Below are 26,253 nucleotides of genomic sequence, written 5' to 3' on the forward strand. Positions count from 1 at the left end.
CGCGGGTCCGACAGAGCGGCGCCGACAGGCCGGGCCCGGGGGAGGTCGCCGGCCGTCACCGCACCCCTTGCCCGCCGCCGGAGCGGTCGGAGGACCCGAGGTAGAACAGGAGTGTCAGACCTCCCCTCTAGCGTCGTCGGCGCAAGGTCAGCAGACGGCAGGACAACGGAGGTGAGGACCAGATGACGACGATCGACTGCGACACGTGTCCGGTGCGCGGGCGGCACTGCGGTGACTGCTTCGTGCCGGTGCTGGGAAAGATCTGGATGGCCGAGGAGGCGATCGGGCGCCGGCCCGCGTCTCCCGGCGGCGAGGACGCTCCGCGGCAGGTGTTGACCGGACCCGGACCGCTCGACCGCGCCGAGATGACGGCGGTCGGTGCCTTCGTCCGCGCAGGGTTGCTCACGCCGCGCGCGGCCGAGGGCCTGCGGGCCGTTCCGGACGGTGCCCGGGGTTTGGCAAGACAGATCGGGTGAGGACGTGCGCGGCGTAGCCTCGGGTCATGACCGCAGGCCGCCGCGCGCGCACCGGTGCGCGCAGCCCGTGGTGGTCAGCCGCCGTGGCCTGTGCCCTCTGCGGTGTGGTGCTCGCCGGGTGCGGTGGGACCCACCCCGCGCCCGGGGACGGGTCCACGAGTAGCCCGTCCATGGACAATCCGTCGACCGAGGTCGAGTCGACCGACCAGGTCGTGGTGGAGAGCCGGGTCGGACCGGCCCGCACCTCGGCCTACGAGGACATGGCGGTCCTGGCGCTCGCCGAGGTCGAGGGCCTCTGGGGGTCCGGGGCCGTGGCCCGCCCGGTGCGTCTGGTCCTGCCCGCCGACGGTGCCGCCTTCGCCGGCCTGACCGGCCACGCCGAGGACGAGTCCGAGGTGCCGGCCAGCACGGTGGGCTCGGGCCCACGGGCCCGGGTCGTGATCCACCCGGACGCCTGGGACCGGCTGTCCCCGGCCGGGCGACAGGCGGTGCTTACCCATGAGGTCACCCACCTGGCCATGCAGGGGGACGGGCCCGTGCCGGGATGGTTCGGGGAAGGGCTGGCCGAATACACGGCGCACCGTCGCAGCACCCTGTCACCGCAGGAGATCGCCGGCTCGGCCCTCGACGCAGTCCGACAGGGCAGCCTGCCCACCGGATGGCCGGGAGCGGTCCCCGCCACGGGTGGGACCGGCGGCCAGTGGCAGGGGTATGCCACGGCCTGGCTGGCCTGCCTCTACATCGCCCGGGAGTACTCCGAGGACGACCTCGTGACGCTCTATCGCACGGTCCAGGACGGTCGGTCGTGGGAGCAGGCCGTGCCCGCGGTGCTCGGGGTCAGCGACGAGGAACTGCTCACCGGCTGGCAGCACTGGTTGACCGACCTCGTCGCCCGGTCCTGACCTCCAGGGTCGCTCAGCGCGGGGCGTTGTACAGCGCCTCGATCTCGTCGGCGAAGTCCTTCACCACGACGTGGCGCCTCAGCTTCAACGAGGGGGTCAGGTAGCCGTTGGCCTCGGTGAAGTCCTTCGCGAGAATGGTGAAGCTGCGGATCGACTCGGCGCGGCTGACCGACTTGTTGGCCTGGTCGACGCCCTCCTGGACAGCGGCGACGACCGCCTCGTGGGTGCGCGCCTCCTCGAGGCTGACGCCCTCCAGGCCGTGGTTGGCCGACCACGTCGGCCACATCTCTTCGTCGAGGGTCACCAGGGCGGCGATGAAGGGGCGACCTTCCCCGACCACCATGCACTGGCCGACCAGCACGTGGGCACGCAGCCGGTCCTCCAGCGGGGCGGGGGAGACGTTCTTGCCGCCAGCGGTCACCAGCAGTTCCTTGCTCCGGCCGGTCACGGTGAGGAATCCCTCGTCGTCGAGCGACCCGAGGTCTCCGGTGCGCAGCCACCCGTCCGCCATCGAGGAGGCGGTGGCCTCGTCGTTCTTGAAGTAGCCGTCGAAGACGTTGCACCCCTTGACCAGGATCTCGCCCTCGTCCGAGATCCGCACCGCCACGCCCGGCAGCGGCCTGCCGACCGTGCCGATCTTGACCTGCTCGGGGGTGTTGACGCCGACCGGCGCGGTGGTCTCGGTCAGGCCGTAGCCCTCCAGGATCGTGATGCCGACCCCGCGGAAGAAGTGGCCGAGCCGGTCGCCGAGGGCGGCACCGCCGGAGATCGCGTACTCCACCCGGCCCCCCATCGCCTCGCGCAGCTTGCTGTAGACGAGGGTGTCGAAGAGCGCGTGCTGGGCCTTCAGCGCCAGTCCCGGGCCGCCGGTGTCCTGCGCCCTGCTCCAGGCCGAGGCCACAGCGGCGGCGCGGGCGAAGACGGTGGCGTTCACCTTGCCGCTGCCGGCCGCCTTCTGCTCGGCGGAGTTGTACACCTTCTCGAAGACCCGGGGGACTGCCAGCAGGAAGGTGGGGCGGTAGGCGGCCAGGTCGTCGAGCAGGTTCTTCACGTCGGGGCTGTGGCCCATCCGTGCTCCGGCGGCGACCACCGCCACCTGGATGAACCGCGCGAAGACGTGCGCCAGGGGCAGGAACAGCAGCGTCGAGGCGCCCTCCCGGTTGAGCACCTGGTCCAACCGCTCGATGGCGTTCTCGGCCAGGGCCATGAAGTTGTCGTGGGTCAGCACGCACCCCTTCGGGCGGCCGGTCGTGCCCGAGGTGTAGATGATGGTGGCCGGGGCCGTCCGGTCGAGCTGGGAGCGCCGGAGGTCGACATCTTCGTCGGTGACCTCCGCGCCGGCCGAGGCCACCTCGTCGAGGGCCCCGCCCTCGATCTGCCACACGTCGCGCAGGTCCGGCACGTCCTCCCGGATCCCGGTCACCAGCGCCATGTGGGCGGCGTCCTCCACCACGATCGCCACGGCGCCGGAGTCCTGCAGGATCCACCGGACCTGCTCCTCGGAGGAGGTCTCGTAGACCGGGACCGGAACGGCACCGGCGGTCCACAGCGCGAAGTCGGTCAGCGTCCACTCGAAGCGGGTGCGCGACATGATCGCCACCCGGTCCCCTATCTCCACACCGGCGGCGATGAAACCTTTGGCCAGGCCGCGCACCTGCTCGGTGAAGTCGGCTGCGGACACGTCGCGCCACTGCCCACCCTCGTTGACCGAAAAGAGTGGGCGCGCCGGTTCCCGCTGCGCCCACCCGTGCGGCAGATCGGACAGGTTCCCGTGCGTGGTCGGCTGGACCAACGGCGGGACAGAGATCTCCTGCATCGACGATTCCTTCTTGGTCGGCGTCACTGGCGAGTCACTCTATCCGCCGGTCCGGTATAGATTTCGGGCATGGCTGACCGCACCGAATCCAGCATCGTGATCGCCGCACCGCCTGCCGAGGTCCTGGAGGTGATCGCCGACTTCGCCAGTTATCCGGAATGGGCCAAGGAGGTGCGCCAGGTCTCCGTCCTCACGACCGAGGTGGACGGACGGGCCGACCAGGTGGAGTTCACCCTCGACGCCGGCCTGATCAAGGACACCTACGTCCTGGCCTACGACTGGGAGGTCGCCAAGGAGGGCACCGGGGTGGTGTCCTGGGACCTGGTGAGCGCCGAGGTGCTCAAGGCGATGACGGGCTCGTACACGCTGACCGCCCAGGGCGGCGGGCAGTCCACGGAACTCACCTACCGGCTGGCCGTCGACGTCAAGATCCCGATGCTGGGGATGCTCAAGCGCAAGGCCGAGCGGATGATCGTCGACACCGCCCTCAGCTCCCTCAAGGACCGGGTCGAGAGCCGTGGCTGAGGCGGCACCGGAGTCGGAGGAGGACGACGGCCGACACGTCGGCTCGGTCGAGGAGGAGGCCCACGCCCTGGTGCGTGCCGCCGCAGCGTGGTTCGGCACCCAGGTCGGTGGCAAGGACACCCCCGCCGACGAGGCCACGGAACAGGCCACGAGCGAGGAATCCGGACCACGGTATGGCGGGGGCCGGGGAGCCGGGGCGCCCGACAGTCGAGGAGCGGGGACGGCTGACAGTTGGGGAGCCGGGACGGCCGATGAGCAGACCGCGGGCGAGCAGCACCGGGAGCAGGTGCTGTGCACGGGCTGTCCCTGGTGCCGGGCCAAGGCCGCGGCCGGCCCGATCGGCTCCGACACCCTGGACAGCCTCGCCGACCTGTTGGCCAGCGCCGCGGTGAGCCTGCGGCATTTCGCCGACTCCCGGCGCGCCGGGCACGAGCGTGCGGAGGGCCCGACGGGCCCGGGGCCCGAGTCGTCGCCGGAGGAACAGGCGGCGGGCGAGCAGGCAGAGGCGGACCGGACATGACGCTCAGCGTGGGGGTGGACATCGGCGGCACCAAGATCGCGGCCTGCGCCGTGGACCGGGCCGGGACCGTGGCGCACCGCGCGCTCCGGGAGACCCCGGCGCAGGACCCCGACGCCATCACCGTGGCGGTGGCCGACCTCGTCGAGGACCTCAGGGACCAGGCCCGGGCCGGGGGCGAGACGGTCGGTGCGCTGGGGGTGGCGTGCGCGGGGTTCGTGGACGCCGCGGGCAGCACGATCGTGTTCGCCGCGAATCTGGCGTGGCGCAACGAGCCGATGCAGGAGCGGCTGGAGGCCGCGACCGGACTCCCGGTGATCCTGGAGAACGACGCCAACGCCGCCGCGTGGGGGGAGTACCGGTTCGGCGCCGCCGAGGACGTCGACGACATGCTGTTGATCACGGTGGGCACCGGCATCGGCGGCGGGGCGATCATCCAGGACCGGGTGCTGCGCGGGGCCAAGGGCTTCGCCACGGAGGTGGGGCACCTGCGCATGGTGCCGGACGGTCACCTCTGCGGCTGCGGCAACCACGGCTGTTGGGAGCAGTACGCCAGCGGCACGGCCCTGGTGCGGGACGCGCGCGAACTGGTCCGCGCAGGCGGCCCGCACGCCAGCGGGCTCGCCGAACGGTGCGGAGGGGACGCCGATTCGCTGGAGGGAGTGATGGTCACCGAGGCCGCGCTGGCCGGTGATCCGGCGGCCACCGAGCTGTTCTGCGACGTCGGGCGAAAGCTGGGCGAGGGCATCGCCGACCTGGTCGCGGTCCTGGACCCGGCCCGGATCGTGGTCGGCGGCGGCGTCGCCGCCGCGGGCGACCTGCTCCTGGACCCCGCGCGGGCGTCCTTCGCCTCCCACCTGAGCGGGCGGGGGCACCGCGATCCGGCACCCCTCGTCCTGGCCGGGTTGGGCAACGACGCAGGAATGGTCGGGGCCGCCGACCTGGCCGTGGCCCGTCGCGGGTGATGCGGGAGGACTCCCTGGTCATCGGCGTCGACGTCGGCGGCACCAAGGTCGCCGCCGGGCTGGTCGACCGGTCCGGCAGCGTCCTGGCGAGCACGCGGCGGGACACCCCGGACCGGACCACCACGCCGGACGTGGTCGAGGACATCATGGTCGACGCGGTGGCGGAGCTCCTGGACGAGGCGGCCGGCCGCGCGGTGCTGGGCGTGGGCGTCGGGGCGGCGGGGTTCGTGTCCGGGGACCTGGCCACGGTGGTGTTCGCCCCCCACCTGTCCTGGCGGGACGAGCCGCTGCGCGACCGCCTCACCGCGCGCCTCGGCATACCCGTCGTGGTGGACAACGACGCCAACGCCGCCGCCTGGGCCGAGCACCGGTTCGGCGCGGCCCGTGGCGAGGACCGACTGCTCATGGTGACGCTCGGGACCGGGATCGGGGGCGCCCTGGTGCTGGACGGACGGGTGGAGCGGGGCAGGCACGGCCTGGCGGGCGAGTTCGGGCACATGCAGGTGGTCCCGGACGGGCAGTTGTGCGAGTGCGGCAACCGCGGCTGCTGGGAGCAGTACGCCAGCGGCAAGGCGATGCAGCGGGTGGCCCGGGAACTGTTGGTCGCCGACAGTCCGTATGCCGCGGGGTTGGCCCGGTTCTGCGGGGGTGACCCCGCCCGGGTCGAGGGTCGGCACGTGACCGAGGCCGCGCGGGCCGGGGACCAGGCGGCGCAGGACATGGTGCGGGACATCGCCCGGTGGCTGGGGGTCGGGCTGGCCAACCTGGCGGCGGCGCTCGACCCCGGCACGATCGTGGTCGGGGGTGGTGTCAGTGAGGCTGGGGACCTGCTCCTGGTCCCGACCCGGGAGGCCTTCGCCCGCCAGCTCACGGGTCGCGGGCACCGGCCGGTGCCCCTCATCCTGCCCGCCCACCTGGGGACCCGGGCGGGTCTGGTGGGGGCGGCCGACCTGTTGCGGATCGAGGTGGGACAGGGTGGATGACATGACGACCGACCCGAACCAAGGGCCAGAGCCCGCGCCGACCGCCGAGCTGCCCGGTGGGGAGACCTCCGACTCCCCGCGCGAGGAGGCTTCCCCCACCCTGCGGGTCGCCAGCTACAACCTCCGGGCGCTGCAGGACGACGTCGGGGCGGCGGCCGCCGTGGTGCGGGCCATCGACCCCGACGTGCTGTTGTTGCAGGAGGTGCCGCGCTACCCGGGGTCGTCCTACAAGATCGCTGACTTCGCCCGGCGGTGCGACCTGTTGTGGTCCGGTCGGACCCGCCTGGTCTCCGGGACGGCCATCATGACCAGCCTGCGGGTGATCGCCACCGACTCGACCGACCGGGCGCTGCCGGTGAAACGGGGACGCGGCAAGCGCAGCCTCAACCCCCGGTGCTACACGGTGGCACAGGTCAAGCGCCCTGGCGGCCGGGACGCCACGGTGGTCTCGGTCCACCTGCCGCTGTTCCCCGACGAGCGGCTCATCCACACCAGGCTGGTGCTGGCGGAGCTGGCCAAGAACCCTCGCCTGGCGGACGGGCCGTTCGTGGTCGGCGGGGACTTCAACGAGTCGACCGACGGCGAGGCCTGGCACCTGCTGGGGGAGCGGTTGCGGCTGGTCAGCGCCGAGGAGCCGACCTTCCCGTCGTCGCGGCCGCGCACCTTCATCGATGCCGTCTTCGCCAGCACCGAGATCGCCGAGGAACTGGTCCATCGTCCGGTCGAGCTGGACCCCACGGTGCTCGCCGCCGCCACCGACCACCGCCCCGTCTGGGCGGACCTGCGGATCTGAGGGCAGGCCAGCCGGTCACCGATCGGGCTGCGGAGCGCCGTTGGACGGGAGCGTCAGGCGTTGTCAGACCTGCGCGCCGCCGGAAGGGTCGTCGTGGCGGTCGGTGGGCGAGCGCAGCACCAGGAGGACGAAGCCGCCGAGGGAGAGCAGCAGGCCGAGCCAGGTCCACACCGAGCCGTGGAGGACCTGGATGCCGTGCGCCAGCAGCAGGATGAGTGGCCCGCAGATGAGTCCGACCAGGATGCCCCAGAAGTGCAGGTCGCCGGCGGGAAGGGGCGGAGGGTCGGGCGGGACGAAGTGCTCCTCGACCTCCGGGTCCACCCACTCCCGCCAGCTGGCCGGCTGGCTCCCGTCGCCGTCGGAAGTGGCGGGCTCGGGGGCAGGTGTGGGCTCCGGGGCGGCCGGCCGCGCAGTCTCCTCCGGCTCGGGGCGCGGTGCGGGAGGGCGTTGGAACCTCGCGGGCGGGGGATTCGGCGGGTCCGTGGGCGACGCACCGGTGCCGGGCCACCGTGCCCGGCGCGGCCCGGTCCGGTCCGTCGGTCCTGCCTGACCGGACTGGCCGCCGCCCGGTGTCCGCAGGTGGCGCACGATCTCGGCGAACCGGGCGTCGATGTCCTCGTCGTCGGGACGGCCGTCGGGCTGGTCGCTCACCGGATCAGCGCTCCCGGTCGCCCTGCCGGGTGACCCGCTCGATGAAGTCGCTGGTCGCGCCGAGGAGCAGGTCGACGTCGTGGTCCAGGGTCGCCACGTGGGCCGAGTTGGCCAGTAGCAGCTGGGTGACGTCACGGCTGCCGACGTGCTCCAGGAAGCGTTCCCCGGAGAGCGGGGGGACCACGGCGTCGTGCGCCGAGCGGGCGAGCAGCACCGGCTCGGTCAGCTGCGGCAGGCGGCTCACCAGTTGGGGCCACTGCTCGACGAAGGAGTGGAACGCCTTCAGCGGCAGGCGGTCGTAGGCGAGCTCGGTGGGGCCACCGGTGCGGCGGATGTCACCGGCCAGGCCGGCCATGCTGGGCAGGGCGTGCTTGAGCACCGGCAGGAGGCGGAGCCGCCAGTCGGTCGCTGCGAACGCCGGGTTGACCAGGACCAGGCCGTCGACCATCCCCGGGTGGGTCAGCGCCAGGTCGGTGACCAGCGCTCCGCCGAGGCTGACGCCGACCGCCACGACCGACCGGTGGCTGTCCGCGAGCTCGAAGGCGGACTGCTCCACCACACCCAGCCAGTCGGCATACCGGGTGCGGTTCATCTGCTGCCAGGTGGTGCCGTGGCCGGGCAGCAGAGGGGCGTGCACGGCATACCCCTGGCCCGCGAGGTGCTCGGCGACGGGACGGATCATCTGGGGCGTCGACGTCAGCCCGTGCACGCACAGCACGGCGACCTCCGCGCGCTCGCCCGAGCCGTCTGCCCGGAAGGGTTCGGCACCCGCCATCGTCTGCACGCCTCGATCTTGTCACGCCGGACCGGGGATGCCGTAACCTTGCCCCGCGAGGTGAGGAGGCCCCGGTGATCTATTGGTTCCTGAAGACCATCCTGTTGGGTCCCATCATCAAGGTGGTCTTCAAGCCCTGGGTGGAGGGTGCGGAGAACATCCCCGAGCAGGGCGGCGCGATCTTCGCCAGCAACCACCTGTCCTTCTCCGACTCGATCTTCCTGCCCCTGGTCGTGCCGCGGCGGATGACCTTCCCGGCCAAGATGGAGTACTTCACCGGCACCGGCATCAAGGGCCGGCTGACCAAGGCGTTCTTCAAGGGGGTCGGACAGATCCCGATCGACCGGTCCGGCGGGCAGGCCTCGATGTCGGCGCTCAACTCGGGGCTGAAGGTGCTGGGCCGGGGCGAGCTGTTCGGCATCTACCCCGAGGGCACCCGCAGCCCCGACGGCAAGCTCTACAAGGGCAAGACCGGCGTGGCCCGGATGGCGCTGGAGGCCGGAGTCCCGGTGATCCCGGTCGCGATGATCGACACCGACAAGGCCCAGCCGACCGGGCAGAAGATCCCCAACGTGCAGCGCGGGCAGGTGGGGATCCGGATCGGCAAGCCGCTGGACTTCTCCCGCTACGAGGGGATGCAGGACGACCGCTACGTGCTGCGGTCGATCACCGACGAGATCATGTACGAGCTGATGAAGCTCTCCGGCCAGGAGTACGTCGACGTCTACGCCTCGACCGTGAAGGACCGGATCGCGGCCCGGGCCAAGGCCACCGTGGAGCAGGCCAGGGCCGGCCTGGAGACGGGGCTGGAACAGACCCGGGCGGGGATCGAGACCGCCCGGGACCAGGCCAAGGTCAACATCGAACGGGCCAGTGAGCAGGCCAAGGCCAACCTGGTGACCGCGCGGGAGCAGATCGAGCATGCGGCGGAGCAGGTCCGCGGCCAGGTCGAACAGACCCGGGACCGGATCGTGGCGGGCCGCTCCGGCGAGGACGCGGACGAGCAGCCCGGCGCGGACGAGGACGTGCAGGGCGGCGAGAACGCGGAAGGGCAGGCCCCGGACCCCGACGAGGCCGAGGACGCCGCGACCGGCCGCTGAGCGACCGGTGCCGGGTCCGCACTCGCAGGCTCCTACCATGGGCCGGGTGACTACCGATGTGACCGGGGTGCCGGTGCCGCACCACATGGACTGGCCGGACCTCCCGGTGAAGCAGCAGCCGTCCTGGGACGACCCGACCGAGCTGGCCGAGGTCCTGGCCACCATCGCGCACTACCCCCCGCTGGTGTTCGCCGGCGAGGCCGACATCCTGCGCGAGCGGCTCGCCGCCGCCTCGCAGGGGCAGGCGTTCGTCCTCCAGGGCGGGGACTGCGCCGAGACCCTGTCCGGGGTCACCGGGCCCAACATCCGGGACCGGATCAAGACCATCCTGCAGATGGCGGTCGTGCTCACCTATGGCGCCGGGATGCCGATCGTGAAGATCGGGCGGATGGCCGGGCAGTTCGCGAAGCCGCGCTCGGCCGACGTCGAGACGCGCGACGGCGTCACCCTGCCGGCCTACCGCGGCGACATGGTCAACGGTTTCGAGTTCACGCCGGAGTCCCGGCGGCACGACCCGAAGCGGTTGTTGCGCGCCTACCACGCCAGCACCGCGACCCTGAACCTCGTGCGGGGCTTCACCACCGGCGGGTTCGCCGACCTGCGCAGCGTCCACATGTGGAACAAGGGCTTCCTGTCCGGCCCGGCCCAGGCCCGCTACGAGCAGATGGCGCGGGAGATCGACCGCGCCATGCGGTTCCTGGACGCCTCCGGCGTGGCCGAGGCCGAGGAGCTGCGCCGGGTCGAGTTCTACGCGGCGCACGAGGCCCTGGTGCTGGACTACGAACGGGCCATGGTCCGCCGTGACTCCCGGACCGGACGTCCCTACGACACCTCGGCCCACTTCCTCTGGGTGGGCGAGCGGACCCGCGACCTCGACGGGGCGCACATCGACTTCATCTCCCGGGTGCACAACCCGGTGGGGGTCAAACTCGGCCCGACGGCCACCCGTGACGACGTGCTGGCGCTGCTCGACAAGCTCGACCCCGAGCGGGAGCCGGGCCGGTTGACCTTCATCACGCGGATGGGCGCGGAGCGGATCGGCGACGTGCTCCCCGCACTGCTGGAGTCGGTCCGGGACGAGGCGGGCTCGGTGACCTGGGTGTGCGACCCGATGCACGGCAACACCTTCACCTCGCCCGGTGGCTACAAGACGCGGCGGTTCGACGACGTGGTGGCCGAGGTGCGGGGCTTCTTCGCCGCGCACCAGCAGGTCGGCACGTGGGCAGGCGGTATCCACGTCGAGCTCACCGGCAACGACGTTACCGAGTGCGTCGGCGGGGTCAGCCCGATCGACCTGGACGACCTGGGGCTGCGCTACGAGACGCTGTGCGACCCCCGGCTGAACCACCAACAGAGCCTGGAGATGGCCTTCCAGGTGGCCGAGATGCTCGAACAGGGCGAGCGGTGAGCGGCCCCACCGCCGACCTGCGCTCGGACACGCTGACCCGCCCCACCGCGGGGATGCGCCGGACGATGGCCGACGCCGAGGTGGGCGACGACGTCTACGGCGAGGACCCGACCGTCAACGCCCTGGAGGAACGGGTCGCGGACCTGCTCGGCACCGAGGCCGCGCTGTTCACCCCCACCGGGTCGATGGCCAACCAGTTGGGCGTGCGCGCGCACGCCGGCCCCGGCCAGGAGATCATCGGTGACCACCTGGCGCACGTGCTGCGGGCCGAGATGGGCGCCGCGGCCCAGCTGTCCGGGATCACCTCGCGCACCTGGATCGCCGAGCGCGGCCAGTTGGACGTGGACACCGTCAAGCAGGTGATGTCCGTCGGCGCCGGCACCTACCAGGTCGGGACGTCCTGCGTGGTCGTGGAGAACACCCACAACTTCGGTGGGGGCACCGTGCAGCCGCTGGACCGGATGCAGTCGCTGCGGGAGCTCACCCGGTCCGCCGGGATCGCGGTGCACCTGGACGGTGCCCGGCTGTGGAACGCGCACGCCGCCTCGGGCGTCCCGCTGCAGGAGTATGCCGCGTGCGCCGACACCGTCGCCGTGTGCCTGAGCAAGGGGCTGGGTGCACCGGTCGGCTCGCTGCTGGCGGGGTCCGCGGCGGTCGTCGAGGAGGCCCGCGCCTGGCGCAAGCGCTTCGGTGGCGGCATGCGCCAGGTGGGAATCCTCGCCGCGGCCGGCAGCTACGCCCTGGACCACCACCTGGACCGGTTGTCCGAGGACCACCGGCGGACCAGGCTGGTGGCTGAGGCGCTCGCCGAGGCCGCCCCGGACGTGGTGGACCCCCGGTGGGTGCACACCAACATCCTGGTCCTCGACGTGGGGGCAGCCGGGTGGACGGCCGCCGACTTCAGCGCGGCGGCCCGCGAGGCCGGCGTGCTGGGCTACCCGACCGACGCCTCGCACGTCCGGTTCGTCTGGCACCTCGACGTCGACGACGCGATGACCGAGCACGCGCGGTCGACCCTGGTCGGGTTGGTTACGGCGCATTGACCTCGCCGGGAGGTGGGCCTAGGTTCACCGGTATCCGGCCGAGGAGGAACGATGCGCAAGGTTGCCACGGTGCCCGAGGGGGCCGACGACGTCCCGGTGGCCAAGCCCGACCGTGACCGGTCGGTCTACACCAAGAGCGGTCGGGTCGCCCGGGCGGTCTACTGCGCCGAGCTCACCCGGTTGCAGGAGCAGCTGGTGATGCTGCAGTACTGGATCCAGTCGCAGGGACTGAAGGTGCTGGTGATCTTCGAGGGGCGCGGCTCGGCGGGCAAGGGCGGGGTGATCAAGCGGATCACCGAGCGGACCAGCCCGCGGATCGTGCGCGTCGTGGCGCTGCCCAAGCCGACCGAGCGGGAACGGACCCAGTGGTACTTCCAGCGGTATGTCGAGCACCTGCCGGCCGCGGGGGAGATGGTCCTGTTCGACCGGTCCTGGTACAACCGGCCCAACGTCGAGCGGGTGATGGGCTTCTGCACCGACGAGGAGTACCAGGAGTTCATGCGCAGTTGCCCCGAGTTCGAGCGGATGCTGGTGCGCTCGGGGATCGTGCTCCTGAAGTACTGGTTCTCGGTGAGTTACGAGGAGCAGCGCAAACGCTTCGAGTCACGCAACGCCGAGCCGCTGAAGCGGTGGAAGCTGTCCGACATGGACCTGGCCGAGCACGAGCTGTACGTGCAGTACTCGATGGCCAAGGACGCGACCTTCCAGTTCACCGACACCAAGCAGGCCCCCTGGTATGTCGTGCCCTCCGACGACAAGCGGGCCGCGCAGCTCAACTGCATCACCCACCTGTTGTCCCAGTTCGACTACGAGGACGTGGCCCCGGACGCGGTGAACCTGCCGACGATGAAGCCGGTGCCCTACGTGCGGCCACCCATGCACGAGCAGACCTTCGTCCCGCACGTCTGGTGAGCGGGGGCGACGGCGTCAGAGGACGGAGAGAGTGATCTCGGTGCCCCGCTTGACCTTCTCGCCCGCGTCGACCGACTGGTAGCGCACCGTGCCGAAGTAGGCGCCGGCGATCTCCTCCTTCTTGACCTCGAAGCCCAGGTCGCGAAGCTCCGCCTGGGCGTCCTCCCACTGCTTGCCGATCACGCCGGGAACCTCGACCAGGTCGGGTCCCTTGGAGATCGTCAGGGTGACCTCGTCGCCACGGAACAGGGTGCCGTCCTCGGGGGACTGGCTGACCACGGAGCCCTCGGGGACGTCGTCGTCGAAGACCCGCTCCTCCTCGACCACCGCGACCAGCCCCTCGGCGGTCAGCGCGCTCTGCGCCTCCACCTGGGTGTCCCCGGTGACGTCGGGCACCTCGATCGGCTCGCGCCCGGCGCTGACCACCACCTCCACCGTGGTGCCCGGCTTGACGGACTCGCCGCCGGGCGGGGTGGAACTGAGGATCTGCCCTTCCGGCACCTGCTCGTCATACTCCTCGGTGGGTTCCCCGAGCGTCAGGTTCGCGTCCTCGACGAGCGGACCGGCCTCCTCGACGGTCTTACCGACCAGGCTCGGCACGGCATACCGCTCGGGTCCCCGTGACACCTCGAGGGTGACGTCGGTGCCGTGCCGGACCGATTCGCCGGGTTCGTGGGAGGCGGAGATCACGACGCCCTCGGCGATGGTCTCCGAGTAGGCGGGATCCGTCACGGCGTCGAGGTCCTGGGCATCCAGGGCCTCGCGGGCCTCGTCCTCGGTCAGACCCTCCAGGACCGGCACGGGGGAGTACACGCCCGGACCCTCGGTGTAGTACCAGGCGGCGCTGGCGCCGCCCGCCGCCAGGAGCACCAGGAGGATGCCCAGGAACCAGGCCAGCCCGCGCCGGCGGCGGCGCGGTGGCGCGGCCCGCGGCTGCGGCGGCGGTGCCGGGGACTCCTTCTCCTTCGGCCGGTTCCGTGCCTTCGCCTTGCGCGGGCTCCGGTTGCCGGTCGTGCGGGCGTAGTGACCCTCGCTGCCCAGCGGTGGGACGGCCGTGGTGTGGTCGGACCGGATCGGACGGGTCGCGTCGAAGGCCTGCGTCGCGTCCGGGTCGGGCAGCAGCGGAGCACCCGGGGTCGCGTCCACCTGGGCCGCGGTCAGCCCTCCGACCACCTGCTGGAGCTCGTCCCGGAACTCGCCGGCGTCGGCCGGCCGGTGCTCGGGATCCTGTGCCGCCGCCCACTGGATGAGGGCGTCGATCTCCGGAGGCACCGTGTCGACCTGCTCGGAGGCGCGGGGGACCGCACCGTGCACGTGCTGGTAGGCGACCTGGATCGGACTGGTGCCGGGGAACGCCTTGCTGCCGGTGAGGAGCTCGTAGAGCAGCAGCGCCGCGGCATAGACGTCGCTGCGTTCGTCGGCCCTGCCCCGCTCGACCTCCTCGGGCGACAGGTAGGCCGCCGTGCCCCAGGTCAGCCCGGTGCTCCGGCTCTGGGTGCCGGCCGTGATGGCGCGGGCCAGGCCGAAGTCCGCCACCTTGACCCGGCCGTGGCTGTCGATGAGCACGTTCTCCGGCTTGACGTCCCGGTGCACGATCCCCGCGTGGTGGGCGGCGGACAGCGCCTGCAGCACCGGGTCGAGGTAGTTCACGGCGTCGCGGACCGACATCGGCGCCTCGGAGGAGATGACCTCGCGCAGGGTGCGACCGGGGACGAGTTCCATGGCCAGGAACACCAGGTCGCCGTCCTCGCCCTGGTCGTAGACGCCGACCACGTGCGGGTGCGAGAGCCGTGCGGCGCTGCGCGCCTCGCTGCGGAAACGCTCGACGAAGTCGTGGTCGCGGGCCAGGTCCGGGTGCATGACCTTGAGCGCGACCCGGCGCTCCAGGCGCGTGTCGGTGGCTTCGTAGACCGAGGCCATCCCGCCCCGGGCGAGCAAGGACTCCACGCGGTATCGACCGTCGACGACGCGATCGATCCCGGAGGAGGCCGTGGTGCTCACTCCTCGAGTTTACGAAGCGAAGATGAGAATCCGGGGGAGGCGGCCGACCTCGGCGAGCGGCCGGGAACTGCGAAGGAGGCCGCGGCACCACCCTGGGGTGGCACCGCGACCTCCTGTGTGCTGCGGACCGTCAACCGTGGCGGACCGGCAGCGTCACCGGATCAGTTCGCGCAGATCAGGTTCACCGGCTTGGAGTAGGCCCATTCGTGGTCCGAACCGATCCGCTTCCAGTCGAAGCGGGCCTTGGCGCGGACCTTGACCGGGTGCCCCGGCTTGCAGGGCACGGCCTTGCCGAGGGCGAGGTCCTCGCGGTCGTGCCAGCCGTCGAAGTCCTTGACGACTGCCGTCGCATTCGTCCACGTGCCGTTGCTGCTCTGCCGCTGGAGCACCACGTGCGTGGTCTTGACCTGGAAGTCGACCCCGTCGGGCATGTCCGTGATCCGGGCCGCCGGTGTGGCCTTGCCCCCGCTGATCCGCACGTTCATGCAGGTCTTGACCTGGGTGCCGTCGCAGTTCGAGCCGGCGGCGTTGGCCGGGACCCCGGCGAACATGGTGCCCCCGATGACGACGGCCGCGGTGGTGGCCAGGGCGTGCTTGAGCAACTTCATGATTTCTTTCCCCTCTGCATACCGCCCCCTGCGGCATGCCCCCGGCCAGCCCCCTGCCGACCGAGCAACCGGGAGACTGTGTCCCCCGACGGCCCACGACCTTGCCAGACCCGCGGCAGGGATGCAACCCCCCTCCCCGGGCTGGCGTGGCGCCGGCCCGGGGGCGGCTCACATCTGCTTCTTGAGCGCCTGGATGGTGGCGACGTAGTGCCGGGTGTCCGGATACATGCCGTTGCTCTGCACCCCGGCAAGGCCCTGGTAGTAGCCGGCGATCGCCTGGTTCTCGTCGTCCGCGGTGCGGAGCAGGGACCGCATGATCACGGTGCCGGCGGTGATGTTGTCCTGCGGGTCCAGCAGGTTGAGCTCGCGACCGACCAGGCCGGAGGCCCAGTCCCCGGAGCTGGGGATCACCTGCATCACCCCGATCGCGTTGGCCGGGGAGACCGCGCGCTGGTTCCAGCCCGACTCCGTGCTGGACAGCGCCAGCATCAGTGCCGGGTCGACGCCGTGCTGGCGGGCGGTGTCGGCGACCATCTGCCGCACCTGGTCCCGGGACGGGACGTCGACGGAGGCCAGGTGGTCGCGGTTGGCGGCGGCGGACCGGGCCACGTCGTGCGGGTAGGTGTAGTGCAGGAACGTCCGGTCGACGTGCTCACCCGCCTTGGCGTCGCCGACGTTCTCCGGCCGGGCCGTGGTCGTCCGGACCTCCGCGGTCCCGCCGGGAAGGTTCACCTGCTGTCCGACCCACAGGGCCTGTGGGTTCAGGCCCGCATTGGCCTTGACCAGCGCGCTCAGCGAGACGTCGTGCCGCGCGGCGATGCTGGTGAGCGTGTCGCCCTGACGGATCGTGACCGACCCGCCGGCGGCGCCGCGGGAGGCCGCCTTCGTGCCGGAGCGGCCCTGGTCGCCGGACGTGCTGCTGGTGCCCGGGCTGGCCGCCTGCGTCGTGCCCCCGGGGATGGTCAGGACCTGGCCCGCGTGGATCATCCGGGGGTTGTCCAGCCCGTTGGCCTGCACGATGGCGGCGACCGAGACGTCGTGTCGCACCGCGAGGTGGGACAGCGTGTCGCCGGGCCGCACGGTGACCTTCGTGCCCTTCCCGGCGCCCTTGCCCGCCTGGTTCGACGCCTTGCCGGTGCTGCCCTTCGTCGCCGTGCTGTCCCCGGCCTTGTCCGACGACCCGCTGGTCGGCACCTCCAGCACGGTTCCGGGCATGAGCCACCGGCCGCCGTGGGGCAGGTCGTTGTGCTCCCGGAGCGCCGCGACCGTGGTGCCGTACCGGGCCGCCAGGTCGTAGAGCGTGTCGCCCGGCACGACCTCGTGGGAGCGGGTGCTCTTGTCGGTCAGCACCGTGGCGTGCAACTCGGTCGGCAGTTCGGGTGGCAGATCGGCCAGCGGGCTCATGCGCGGTGGGCCTTTCGTCGGTGACAGGCGTGAGAGGTGTGACGTGTGTGACTGTTGTGACGAGTGGGCAACTTATCCGATTCGAGCCCCTGGGGCCAGATCGACGGCGTGTCGGTCAGTGTGAAAGACTGGATAATGTGGTAAACGACAACGATGTAATTCTGCCGGACGACGCCTGGTTGGCGGTGCCGGACCTGATGGAACTCACCGGTGCCTCGCTGCCCACGGTGAAGGGGTGGCTGCAGGACCGGGAACTCGTCGGCGCCCGTCGCGGGCCGAACAAGGCGGTCATGGTCCCCGCGTCCTTCGTGACGGCGGAGGGGCCGGTCAAGACGCTCAAGGGCACGATCACGGTGCTCAGCGACAGCGGGTTCGCGGACGAGGAGATCATCGACTGGCTGCACCGCGCCGACGACACCCTGCAGGGGGGTAGCGCGATCGAGGCGCTGCGCCAGGGCAACAAGACCGAGGTCCGTCGTAGGGCGCAGGAACTCGCCTTCTGAGCCCCGGGACGGGGTGGCTCGCCGGCCCCGCGGGTGGCTTTCGGAAACCGTTTGGTGAGTGTCGGTGCTCGGGTCCAAGATGCTCCCTGTGACTCAACCAGGGGCGGGCGATCCGATCGTCGTCGCGCAGGACCTCACCAAGATCTACGGCGACACCCGGGCGGTGGACGGGATCTCCTTCGGGATCACGACGGGGGAGTCCTTCGGCCTGCTCGGCCCCAACGGCGCCGGCAAGTCGACCACGATGCGGATGATCGGTGGCACGTTGACCCGCACGAGCGGTGCGATGAGCGTCGCCGGGCTGGATCCCGACACCGACGGGCCGGAGGTCCGGGCCCACCTCGGGGTCGTCCCGCAGCAGGACAACCTCGACGAGGAGTTGTCCGTGCGCGACAACCTGATCGTCTACGGCCGCTACTTCGGCCTGCCGCACTCCTACCTGCGGACCAAGGCCGACGAGCTGCTGGAGTTCGCCCAGCTCACCGAGAAGGCCAGGGCCAAGACCACGTCGTTGTCCGGCGGCATGAAGCGCCGGCTGACGATCGCCCGCTCGCTCATCAACGAGCCGCGGCTGCTGCTCCTGGACGAGCCGACCACCGGACTCGACCCGCAGGCGCGGCACGTGCTGTGGGACCGGCTGTTCCGGCTCAAGGAGGTCGGCGTCACCCTGGTCGTGACCACCCACTTCATGGACGAGGCCGAGCAGCTGTGCGACCGGCTCATCGTGATCGACCGCGGCGTGATCATGGCCGAGGGCAGCCCCCGGTCGCTGATCCGGGACTACGCCACCCGCGAGGTGCTCGAGGTGCGCTTCGGCGCCGAGCGCAACGCGGAGGTCGTCGACCAGCTGGAGGGGGTCGGGACCCGGATGGAGGTGCTGCCGGACCGGATCCTGATCTATGCCGACGACGGGGAGGGGGCGCTGGAGGAGATCTCCGCGCGCGGCCTGTCCCCGGTGACCTCGCTGGTCCGGCGCGCCTCGCTGGAGGACGTCTTCCTCCGGCTCACCGGGCGGAGTCTCATTGACTGACTCGCTCCAGGACCTGCAGAGACTCGCCGCCTCCGGTCGGGTGCCCCCGCCGGAGGTGATGGCAGCACGCGCCCGTCGCTGGGGCTGGTGGTACTACGTCGAGTACTGGCTGCGCACCGCCAAGGCGTGGGCCGTGTCGATCGTCGGCTACATGATCGGCGAGCCGCTGCTCTATCTCATCGCGCTCGGGCTCGGCCTCGGGTCGCTGGTGGACAGCGGGGTCGGGACCGTCGACGGGGTCTCCTACCTGGTGTTCGTCGCGCCCGCCCTGCTGGTGTCCACCGTCGTCATGTCGACCGGGGCCGAGCTCACCTATCCGGTGATGGCCGGTTTCAAGTGGGACCGGCTCTACTACGGCCCGCACGCCACGGCGGTGACCCCGGCCCAGATCGCGACGGGCCAGTTCGTCGGGGTGATGCTGCGCTTCGTCGTGCAGGCGGTGATCTTCTGGTTGTTCCTGCTGGGCTTCGGCGCGGTCCCGCGCGGTTGGCTCGTCTCGCTGCTGGTGGTGCCGATCGCGGTGCTGTCCGCCGCGGCGTTCGGCGCCCCGCTCCAGGCCTACGCGGCGACCCTGAAGGACGAGGGTTACCAGTTCGCCTTCATCCAGCGGTTCGTGATCATGCCGATGTTCCTCTTCGCCGGCACCTTCTTCCCGTTGGCGACGATGCCCGGCTACCTGCAGTGGATCGGCTGGATCTCGCCGGTCTGGCACGGCACCGAGCTGGCGCGCCTGGTGACCTACGGGGCCACCGAGCCGGGGTGGCTCACCGTGGTGCACCTGCTGGTGCTCTCCGGTATGACGATCGCCGGCCTGGTCTGGGCCCGCCGGGTCTACACGCGGAGGCTGGGGAGCTGAGATGACGACCCAACCGCGACCCCTGGCCGGCCTCTACGGCCGCAACGCCCGCGCCGTCATCGAGCGCGGCTTCCGGGTCATCGCCCGGCAGAACTGGATGATCCTGGTGTCCGGCTTCTTCGAACCGGTGCTCTACCTGCTGGCGATGGGGCTGGGCCTGGGGGCCCTCGTCGGGGAGGTCGCCGGCCCCGGCGGCACCCAGGTGCCGTACCCGGCATACATCGCCCCCGCGCTGCTGGCCACCTCGGCGATGAACGGCGCGATCTACGACTCGACCTGGAACGTCTTCTTCAAGTTGCGCTTCGCCCGGCTCTACGAGGCGATGTTGCAGACCTCGCTGGGGCCGATGGACGTGGCGTTGGGCGAGATCTTCATGGCGCTGTTCCGCGGCTTCCTCTATGCCTGCGGGTTCATGGGCGTGATGGTCGTCATGGGCCTGGTGACCTCGCCCTACGCGATCCTGATGATCCCGGTGGCGCTGCTCATCGCGGTCGGCTTCGCGAGCTTCGGGATGGCCGTGACCTCCTACCTGAAGTCGTTCCAGCAGATGGACGTCGTCAACTTCGTGATGCTGCCGATGTTCCTGTTCTCGGCCACGCTCTACCCGATCGAGGTGTTCCCCGAGGCGCTCCAGTGGTTCATCAAGGCGATGCCGCTGTGGCACGGGGTGGAACTCATGCGCCACCTGGCCTTCGGGTACCTGTCCTGGCCGACGGCAGGCCACGCGCTGTACTTCGTGGTGATGACGGTCGTCGGCGTGTGGTTCAGCACGACCCGGCTGAGGGCACTCTTCCTGCGCTGATCGCCCGTCCGGTCAGGTGGTGCGGGCGGTGCAGGCGGCCACCAGGTCGGTGAGCGCGGCCCGGGACTCCTCGGCGAGATCCGGTATGCCGTGCAGGGCCGCCGTCGCCCGGTCGGCACCGTCGGTGATCATCTGCTCGGTCAGCTCGACCGCACCGCTGCGGAGCAGGACGTTCCGGACCGTCGCCACGCGGGCGGGGTCCAGGTCGGGGTCGCCCAGGGCGCCGAGCAGCATCTCGACGTCGTCCGGCGCGGCATGCTCCACCGCGTGTGCGATGAGCACCGTGCGCTTGCCCTCGCGCAGGTCGTCGCCGGCCGGCTTGCCGGTCGCGTCCGGGTCGCCGAACACCCCGAGGATGTCGTCCCTCAGCTGGAAGGCCCGGCCGAGCTCCCGGCCGTAGTCGCTCAAGCCGGCGGCGGTGCACTCGTCCCAGCCCGCGGCATACGCACCGATGAGCAGCGGCTGGCGCACCGAGTAGTTGCCGCTCTTGTAGTGGATGACGCGCAGGCACTGCTCGACGCGCTCGGGGTAGGAGAGGTCGTCCCAGTCGCGGACCGACTCCAGGACGTCGAGGAACTGTCCGCCCATCAGCTGGGTGCGCATGTCGTCGAACTCGGCGCGGGCGTTGGCGAGCTGGTCGGCGGGGAGCCCCGAGCCGGCGAACATCCGGTCGCACCAGGTCAGGCAGAGGTTGCCGGCGAGGATCGCGCCGGCCTCGCCGAACCGGGCCGAGTCGCCGGTCCACCCCGCCTGCTCGTGCGTGGCGGCAAAGGTGCGGTGGGCGGTGGGACGTCCGCGGCGCAGGTCGGAGTCGTCCATCACGTCGTCGTGCAACAGGGCCGCGGCCTGGAACATCTCCATCGAGGCGGCCGCGCGGACCAGTGCCTCGGAGTCCGCGCCGCCGGCCGCCCGGTAGCCCCAGTAGAGGAACGCGGCCCGCAGTCGCTTGCCGCCGGCCAGCAGGTTGTCGACGGCGTCGACCAGGGCACTCATCGGGTCGCCGAGCTCGGACAGCACGGATCGCTGGTGGGCGATCTCGGTGTCGAGGGCGGCCTGCACGCGGTCGCGCAGCGCCACACCCGACCGGGGGTGCTGGGGCACGGGGTCCTCCTGTCCGGCGCACGGGTCGTCCGGCAGGTCCGAGCCTACGTGGTCCCCGCGTGGGTGCGGCAACGGGTCGGGCCATCCCCTCCGTGGCCCGACCCGTCCTGTCGGTGCCGTGGTGTCCGATGGTGTCGCGCGGGAGGTGTTCCCCGGGAAGTTGTCCACAGGAGGGGACGGGGATTGACATGGTGTCGGTGGCGAAGCGTACATTTGTGCTATCGAACATAAGTCCGATCGAATGGTGTGGAGGTCAGCGTGAGCCGGCGGTACTCGGAGCAGGTCGAGGTGCGGATGGGGGAGCCGATGACCGGTCCGTTGGAGGGGGCGGTGGGTCGGTTCGGGACGGTGCCGACGGCGTTCATCTGGCGGGGCCGGCTGCACGTGGTCACGGCGGTGCTGGGGCACTGGACCCAGCGACTCCCGTGGTGGCGTGGGGCCTGGTCCGAGGGTGCGGGGACGGAGGTGCAGACGGAGTTGGAACAGGACGTATGGCGTGTGGAGGCCAGCGCGGGGCGGTTGCTCGGCGCCGGTGTCTACGACCTGACCCGTGGCGAGCAGTGGCGGCTGCTCCGGGTCGCTGACTGAGCGAGAGGCGGCAGGTGTGAGAAGCGAGCAGAGGAGAGAACGATGACCATGACGACGACGAGTCCCGTGCCGGGGGTGGCGACACCGCGACCCGCGGGGGAGCGGGGAGAGCCCACGCCGACGGCGCCCGCGGCGACCGTGCTGGACCTGCTGGAACGTTCCCGTGACGGGCTGGTGCAGGCCTGTCACAGCGAGCTGGCGGCCGAGCGTTACACCGAGGCCCACCTGGCGGCGCTGCGCGCCGCGGCCGCGCTGCTGGCATCGCGCAGTGCCCCGTCCGGGCGGGCCCGGCCGCGCAGCGTCTGGGAGGTGCTGCCGACCGTCGCGCCCGAGCTGGGCGAGTGGGCGACCTTCTTCGCCGGCACCGGACGGCGCAGGATCTCCCTGGAACGGTCCATGTCGGGAGTCAGCCCCCGCGAGGCCGATGACCTGGTCCGCCAGGCCGAGACCTTCCTGGAGCTGATCCGTGCCGCGCTGCACCTGCCGATGGCCGCACCGCTCCCGGGCGAGCTGACGCCGATCATCCGCTGATGGCCGTCCCGGACTTCGCCCACCTGCACGTGGCGTCGAGCTGCTCGATGCGCTATGGCGCCTCGACCCCGGAGGACCTGGTGGAGCGTGCGGTGCAGCTGGGGCAGTCGACCCTGGCGCTGACCGACCGGGACGGCGCCTACGGGGCGGTCCGGTTCGTGCAGGCCTGCGACAGGGCAGGGATCTCCCCGGTGCTCGGGGTCGACCTGGCGTTGGAACGGTCGGCGCTCGACCCCAGCGCCGCCGGGGCAGCGCGGGCAGCGTGGGGGTCGGGGGCAGCGTGGGGGGCGGGGGCAGCGTGGGGGGCGGGGGCACGCCGGGCGGACCAGGCCGTGGGCACCCGCACCCTGGAGCTCCCGGAGGCGGCCCTGGTGCCGCGTCCCGGTCGCGCCCAGCCGGTCAAGGGCGGCGCCCTGGTCGACGACCAGCACCCGCGGGTCACCGTGCTGGCCCGGGGGCAGCACGGGGGGATGGCGCCGGGTGCCGGATGGGCGCGACTGTGCCGGCTGATCACGCACACCCACCTGGCCGGGGAGCGGGGCTCTCCGCGCACCACGCCGGAGCTCCTGGCCCGGGCGGCCGCTCCCGTGGACGGCGTGGCACCGGTGGTGGTGCTGCTCGGGCCGGACTCCGACGTCGGCCGCGCGGTCCGGCACCGCAGGAACGCCCGGGCGGCGGACCTGGTGCGGGCGTGGACCCACCGGCTGCCCGCCGGGGCGGTCGTCATCGAGGTGGTCTGCCACGACGGGCCGGCGGACAGCCCGGCGAGCCTGGCCCACGCGGCCCGGATGTGGGGGCTGGCCATGGAGCACGGTCTGCCTGCCGTCCTCACCTCGGCCGCCCGGCATGCCACCGCCGACCAGGCCCGGATCGTCGACGTGCTCGACGCGGCCCGCCGGATGGTCGCCCTGGACGAGCGGCACCTGGACCGGGTCAGCACCGCCGGCCACCTGGCCGAGACCGGTCACATGGTGGCGCTGGCGCACCGGTTGGCCGACGCGGTCGGCCCGGCCGGAGACGCGGACGCCCTGCTGTCGGCGACCACCCGGCTGGCGGCCGAGTGCGTGCAACAGTCCCGGAGCGACCTCGGCATCGGCAGGGTCCACCTGCCCGAGCCGGAGGTGCTCGGGGTCACCGGCATCGGTGGGGCGCAACAGGTCCTCGCCCAGCGGTGCCGCGCGGCGGTGCACGAGCGCTATCCCGGCCGGCCCACGGCATACCTGGACCGGGTGCACAGCCGGCTGGAGGAGGAGCTGGGCGTGATCGCGGGGCTGGGCTATCCCACCTACTTCCTCACCGTGGCGCAGGTGTGCGACCTGATCCGGGAGATGGGGGTGCGGGTCGCCGCACGGGGGTCCGGGGCGGGGAGCCTGGTCAACTACCTGCTCGGGATCAGTGGGGTGGAGCCGATGCGGCACGAGCTGCTGATGGAACGGTTCTGCTCCCCGCTGCGGGCGCAACTGCCGGACATCGACGTCGACGTGGAGTCCGCGCGGCGCACCGAGATCTACGAGCGGATCCTGGAGCGCTTCGGCTCCGAGCGGGTGACCTGCGTGTCCATGATGGAGACCTACCGGGTGCGGCACGCGATCCGTGACGTCGCGGCCACGCTGGGGATGCCGCCGGGGGAGATCGACGTCATAGCCAAGGCCTTCCCGCACATCCGGGCCAGGGATGCCCGCTCGGCCATCCGGGACCTGCCCGAGCTGCGCCGACACGGATTCGACGCCCCGCGGATGCAGCTGCTCTTCGAGCTGGTCGAGGGGTTGGACGGGTTGCCCCGGCACATCGCGGTGCACCCGTGCGGGGTGATCCTGTCCAACACCACGCTGCTGGAGCGGACGCCGGTGGAGGCCAGCTGGCTGGGCTTCCCGATGAGCCAGTTCGACAAGGACGACGTGGAGGACCTCGGCCTGCTCAAGCTCGACGTGCTCGGCGTGCGGATGCAGTCGGCGATGGCGCACGCGGTGGCCGAGGTGGAGCGGGTCGACGGGGTGACGGTGGACCTGGACGACAACCGACCCGGCCAGGTCGACCTGGAGGACCCGGAGACCTACGCCCTGATCCAGTCCACCCGGACCCTCGGCTGCTTCCAGATCGAGTCCCCGGGGCAGCGGGAGCTGGTCGGCAAGTTCGCCCCGGAGACGTTCGAGGACATCATCATCGACATCTCCTTGTTCCGCCCAGGCCCGGTGAAGTCCGACATGGTCCGCCCGTTCCTGCACGCCCGGCAGGGCTGGGACGAGCCGCAGTACCTGCACCCGACCCTGGTGCCCTACCTCCGCAGCACCTACGGGGTCGTCGTCTTCCACGAGCAGGTGCTGCAGATCGTCGCCGAGACCACGGGGGTCACCCTTGCCCAGGCCGACGAGGTGCGGCGGGCGATGGGCAGTCCGCAGGGGCAGGAGCAGGTCGAGCAGTGGTGGCGCCCTGCGGCGGCCGCCCGCGGCTACACCCCCGAGGAGGTCGACCGGATCTGGAAGGTGCTGGCCTCGTTCGCCTCGTTCGGGTTCTGCAAGGCCCACGCCGCGGCGTTCGCGCTGCCCACCGTGCAGTCCGCCTGGCTGAAGACCCACCACACCGCGGCCTTCCTGGCCGGCGTCCTCACCCACGACCCGGGCATGTACCCCAAGCGGTTGCTGCTGGACGAGGCCCGCACGATGGGCGTGCACGTGCTCGGGCTGGACGTCAACGCCTCCCGGGACGCATACCGGGTGGAGAAGGTCCCGGCCGACGACCGGCCACCACCGGGCCGGGCCCGGTCGCGGGCCGGTCGCGGGGACCGGGTCGACACCGTGATGGCCGCGGTGCAGGAGCGGGCCGGTGCCTATGGCATCCGGCTGTCGCTGGCCGACGTCAAGGGGATCAGCGACGCCGAGGTCGACCGGATCGTGGCCGGTCAGCCCTACCACTCGCTGGCCGACTTCTGGCAGCGCGCCCGGGTGAGCCGGCCGGTCGTGGAGCGGCTGGTGGTGGCCGGCGGTTTCGATCGGTTGCACGGGGTCGGGACCGCCCGCGGGCAGCGGCGGGACAACCCGACCCGGCGCGACCTGCTGCTGCACGTGGCCGAGCTGGAACGGTGGCACAAGCCGGTCCGGTCGGCCGGCCGCCGGCGGACCCGGGGAGCAGTTGCCCCCGCGCTCGGACCCGCCGGTGGTGCTCCCGGGGCTGCCGGAAGCACGGTCGGTGAGGTCGGGACCCGGGCCGGCGCGCAGGCCCAGGGTGCCCGGACCTGGCACACCCGGCAGGTCGACCCGACCCAACTGACCCTGGACCTGGGAGACCAACCGGTCCTGACCAGCGGCAGCGGACTGAGCGAGATGACCCCGCAGGAGCAGATGCTGGCCGAGCTCGAGGTGCTGGGGATGGACGTCAGCTCCCACGTGACCACGACCTACCGGCCGATGCTGTCGGCCCTCGGGGTGGTCCCGTCGGAACGGATGCTCGCGCAGCGGAACAAGGCCGAGGTGCTCATCGCCGGCGCCAAGGTCGCCACCCAGACCCCACCGATCCGGAGTGGTCGGCGGGTGGTCTTCCTCACCCTCGACGACGGCACCGGGCCGACCGACGCCACCTTCTTCGAGGACGTCCAGGGGCCGTTTGCCGCCACCGTGTTCAGTTCCTGGCTGCTCGTGGTCCGCGGCGTGGTCCGCCGCACCGGGCCACGGGGGGTCTCACTGCGGGCGACCGGTGCGTGGGAGATGGCCATGTTGGGGCAGGCCTTCGAGACCGGTGGGGTCGAGGCGGTCCGCGACCTGATGGACTCGGCCGAGCGGGAGGCCCTCGCAGGAGCGGCAGCGGGTGCCGAGGAGCACGCCGGACGCCGGGTGCTGGTCCACGCGTCCGGGTTCCGCCAGTCACCGTATGCCGACGTGAAGCCCGCCGAGCCGACCACCAAGCTGTGGCACTCCTCCCCGGGGAGCTCGGGGTGGTGACGTCTGGGGTGGTCGTGTCTGGGGTGGT

General features: G+C 71.8%; 25 protein-coding genes. 18 read left to right on the top strand and 7 right to left on the bottom strand.

What is annotated here, in order from left to right:
- Positions 1-182 precede the first annotated feature (182 nt).
- Together FB467_RS08625 and FB467_RS18470 are read left to right on the top strand one after the other, a co-directional pair.
- Positions 183-476, top strand: coding sequence for a hypothetical protein (locus tag FB467_RS08625; protein ID WP_141784741.1), 294 nt, complete (start codon positions 183-185; stop codon positions 474-476).
- 26 nt (positions 477-502) lie between these two features.
- Positions 503-1,378: a gluzincin family metallopeptidase gene (locus FB467_RS18470; RefSeq protein WP_170230638.1), complete on the top strand. Its 876-nt coding sequence runs from the start codon at positions 503-505 to the stop codon at positions 1,376-1,378.
- 13 nt (positions 1,379-1,391) lie between these two features.
- On the opposite strand, the gene FB467_RS08635 is transcribed toward FB467_RS18470, so the two are convergent.
- A complete protein-coding gene (locus tag FB467_RS08635; RefSeq protein WP_141786557.1) occupies positions 1,392-3,194 on the bottom strand; it encodes an AMP-dependent synthetase/ligase in 1,803 nt (600 codons plus the stop codon).
- Positions 3,195-3,263: 69 nt separating this feature from the next.
- On the opposite strand from FB467_RS08635, the gene FB467_RS08640 reads away from it, so the two are divergent.
- From FB467_RS08640 to FB467_RS08660, 5 genes are read left to right on the top strand one after another with little or no spacing between them, the layout of a single operon-like run.
- Positions 3,264-3,719, top strand: a complete 456-nt coding sequence (locus tag FB467_RS08640) for an SRPBCC family protein (RefSeq protein ID WP_141784742.1) — start codon at positions 3,264-3,266, stop codon at positions 3,717-3,719.
- A complete protein-coding gene (locus FB467_RS08645) occupies positions 3,712-4,239 on the top strand; it encodes a hypothetical protein (protein ID WP_141784743.1) in 528 nt (175 codons plus the stop codon). The genes FB467_RS08640 and FB467_RS08645 overlap by 8 nt, the downstream gene beginning before the upstream one ends.
- Complete coding sequence (locus tag FB467_RS08650; RefSeq protein ID WP_141784744.1) at positions 4,236-5,201, top strand: ROK family glucokinase; 966 nt, start codon at positions 4,236-4,238, stop codon at positions 5,199-5,201. The genes FB467_RS08645 and FB467_RS08650 overlap by 4 nt, the downstream gene beginning before the upstream one ends.
- On the top strand, positions 5,201-6,184 hold the full coding sequence (locus tag FB467_RS08655; protein WP_141784745.1) for an ROK family glucokinase: 984 nt from the start codon (positions 5,201-5,203) through the stop codon (positions 6,182-6,184). Before FB467_RS08650 ends, FB467_RS08655 begins: the two co-directional genes overlap by 1 nt.
- 1 nt (position 6,185) lies before the next feature.
- Entirely contained in the window at positions 6,186-6,977 is a 792-nt protein-coding gene (locus FB467_RS08660) for an endonuclease/exonuclease/phosphatase family protein (RefSeq protein WP_141784746.1), read from the top strand.
- Between the two features lie 63 nt (positions 6,978-7,040).
- On the opposite strand, the gene FB467_RS08665 is transcribed toward FB467_RS08660, so the two are convergent.
- Both FB467_RS08665 and FB467_RS08670 read right to left on the bottom strand, forming a co-directional pair.
- Positions 7,041-7,628 carry a hypothetical protein gene (locus FB467_RS08665; RefSeq protein ID WP_141784747.1) on the bottom strand — a complete coding sequence of 196 codons (588 nt, stop codon included), beginning with the start codon at positions 7,626-7,628 and terminating at the stop codon, positions 7,041-7,043.
- A 4-nt stretch (positions 7,629-7,632) separates the two neighbouring features.
- Positions 7,633-8,403 carry an alpha/beta hydrolase gene (locus FB467_RS08670; protein WP_228393088.1) on the bottom strand — a complete coding sequence of 257 codons (771 nt, stop codon included), beginning with the start codon at positions 8,401-8,403 and terminating at the stop codon, positions 7,633-7,635.
- Between the two features lie 74 nt (positions 8,404-8,477).
- On the opposite strand from FB467_RS08670, the gene FB467_RS08675 reads away from it, so the two are divergent.
- The 4 genes from FB467_RS08675 to ppk2 are packed head-to-tail and all read left to right on the top strand — an operon-like array spanning position 8,478 to position 12,866.
- Positions 8,478-9,503, top strand: coding sequence for a 1-acyl-sn-glycerol-3-phosphate acyltransferase (locus tag FB467_RS08675; protein WP_211350578.1), 1,026 nt, complete (start codon positions 8,478-8,480; stop codon positions 9,501-9,503).
- A 37-nt stretch (positions 9,504-9,540) separates the two neighbouring features.
- Positions 9,541-10,911, top strand: a complete 1,371-nt coding sequence (locus tag FB467_RS08680) for a class II 3-deoxy-7-phosphoheptulonate synthase (RefSeq protein ID WP_141784749.1) — start codon at positions 9,541-9,543, stop codon at positions 10,909-10,911.
- A complete protein-coding gene (locus tag FB467_RS08685; RefSeq protein ID WP_141784750.1) occupies positions 10,908-11,954 on the top strand; it encodes a threonine aldolase family protein in 1,047 nt (348 codons plus the stop codon). Before FB467_RS08680 ends, FB467_RS08685 begins: the two co-directional genes overlap by 4 nt.
- Positions 11,955-12,005: 51 nt before the next feature.
- Positions 12,006-12,866 carry a polyphosphate kinase 2 gene (ppk2, locus tag FB467_RS08690; RefSeq protein ID WP_141784751.1) on the top strand — a complete coding sequence of 287 codons (861 nt, stop codon included), beginning with the start codon at positions 12,006-12,008 and terminating at the stop codon, positions 12,864-12,866.
- A 15-nt stretch (positions 12,867-12,881) separates the two neighbouring features.
- On the opposite strand, the gene pknB is transcribed toward ppk2, so the two are convergent.
- The 3 genes from pknB to FB467_RS08705 all read right to left on the bottom strand — a co-directional run bounded on the left by pknB (position 12,882) and on the right by FB467_RS08705 (position 16,879).
- Positions 12,882-14,867 carry a Stk1 family PASTA domain-containing Ser/Thr kinase gene (pknB, locus tag FB467_RS08695; protein ID WP_228393062.1) on the bottom strand — a complete coding sequence of 662 codons (1,986 nt, stop codon included), beginning with the start codon at positions 14,865-14,867 and terminating at the stop codon, positions 12,882-12,884.
- Positions 14,868-15,028: 161 nt separating this feature from the next.
- On the bottom strand, positions 15,029-15,475 hold the full coding sequence (locus FB467_RS08700; protein ID WP_141784752.1) for a hypothetical protein: 447 nt from the start codon (positions 15,473-15,475) through the stop codon (positions 15,029-15,031).
- A 168-nt stretch (positions 15,476-15,643) separates the two neighbouring features.
- Positions 15,644-16,879, bottom strand: coding sequence for a LysM peptidoglycan-binding domain-containing protein (locus tag FB467_RS08705; protein ID WP_141784753.1), 1,236 nt, complete (start codon positions 16,877-16,879; stop codon positions 15,644-15,646).
- 137 nt (positions 16,880-17,016) lie between these two features.
- On the opposite strand from FB467_RS08705, the gene FB467_RS08710 reads away from it, so the two are divergent.
- The 4 genes from FB467_RS08710 to FB467_RS08725 all read left to right on the top strand — a co-directional run bounded on the left by FB467_RS08710 (position 17,017) and on the right by FB467_RS08725 (position 20,070).
- Positions 17,017-17,382 carry an Rv2175c family DNA-binding protein gene (locus FB467_RS08710; protein WP_228393070.1) on the top strand — a complete coding sequence of 122 codons (366 nt, stop codon included), beginning with the start codon at positions 17,017-17,019 and terminating at the stop codon, positions 17,380-17,382.
- Positions 17,383-17,470: 88 nt separating this feature from the next.
- Positions 17,471-18,412, top strand: coding sequence for an ABC transporter ATP-binding protein (locus FB467_RS08715; RefSeq protein ID WP_228393071.1), 942 nt, complete (start codon positions 17,471-17,473; stop codon positions 18,410-18,412).
- Entirely contained in the window at positions 18,405-19,268 is an 864-nt protein-coding gene (locus FB467_RS08720; RefSeq protein ID WP_228393072.1) for an ABC transporter permease, read from the top strand. Before FB467_RS08715 ends, FB467_RS08720 begins: the two co-directional genes overlap by 8 nt.
- A 1-nt stretch (position 19,269) precedes the next feature.
- Positions 19,270-20,070 carry an ABC transporter permease gene (locus tag FB467_RS08725; protein WP_141784755.1) on the top strand — a complete coding sequence of 267 codons (801 nt, stop codon included), beginning with the start codon at positions 19,270-19,272 and terminating at the stop codon, positions 20,068-20,070.
- A 12-nt stretch (positions 20,071-20,082) separates the two neighbouring features.
- Here FB467_RS08725 and FB467_RS08730 read toward each other — a convergent pair whose 3' ends face one another.
- Positions 20,083-21,171 (bottom strand): polyprenyl synthetase family protein, encoded by a 1,089-nt coding sequence (locus FB467_RS08730; RefSeq protein ID WP_228393075.1) that lies wholly within the window; start codon positions 21,169-21,171, stop codon positions 20,083-20,085.
- Positions 21,172-21,429: 258 nt separating this feature from the next.
- Between FB467_RS08730 and FB467_RS08735 the strand changes: the two genes are divergently transcribed.
- The 3 genes from FB467_RS08735 to FB467_RS08745 are packed head-to-tail and all read left to right on the top strand — an operon-like array spanning position 21,430 to position 26,225.
- Positions 21,430-21,759: a DUF6504 family protein gene (locus FB467_RS08735; protein ID WP_141784756.1), complete on the top strand. Its 330-nt coding sequence runs from the start codon at positions 21,430-21,432 to the stop codon at positions 21,757-21,759.
- 42 nt (positions 21,760-21,801) lie between these two features.
- Positions 21,802-22,290 (top strand): SAV_6107 family HEPN domain-containing protein, encoded by a 489-nt coding sequence (locus tag FB467_RS08740; protein WP_228393077.1) that lies wholly within the window; start codon positions 21,802-21,804, stop codon positions 22,288-22,290.
- Positions 22,290-26,225, top strand: a complete 3,936-nt coding sequence (locus FB467_RS08745) for a DNA polymerase III subunit alpha (RefSeq protein WP_141784757.1) — start codon at positions 22,290-22,292, stop codon at positions 26,223-26,225. Before FB467_RS08740 ends, FB467_RS08745 begins: the two co-directional genes overlap by 1 nt.
- Positions 26,226-26,253: the final 28 nt, after the last annotated feature.

It is taken from the genome of Ornithinicoccus hortensis, assembly GCF_006716185.1.
Taxonomy (GTDB): Bacteria; Actinomycetota; Actinomycetes; order Actinomycetales; family Dermatophilaceae; genus Ornithinicoccus; species Ornithinicoccus hortensis.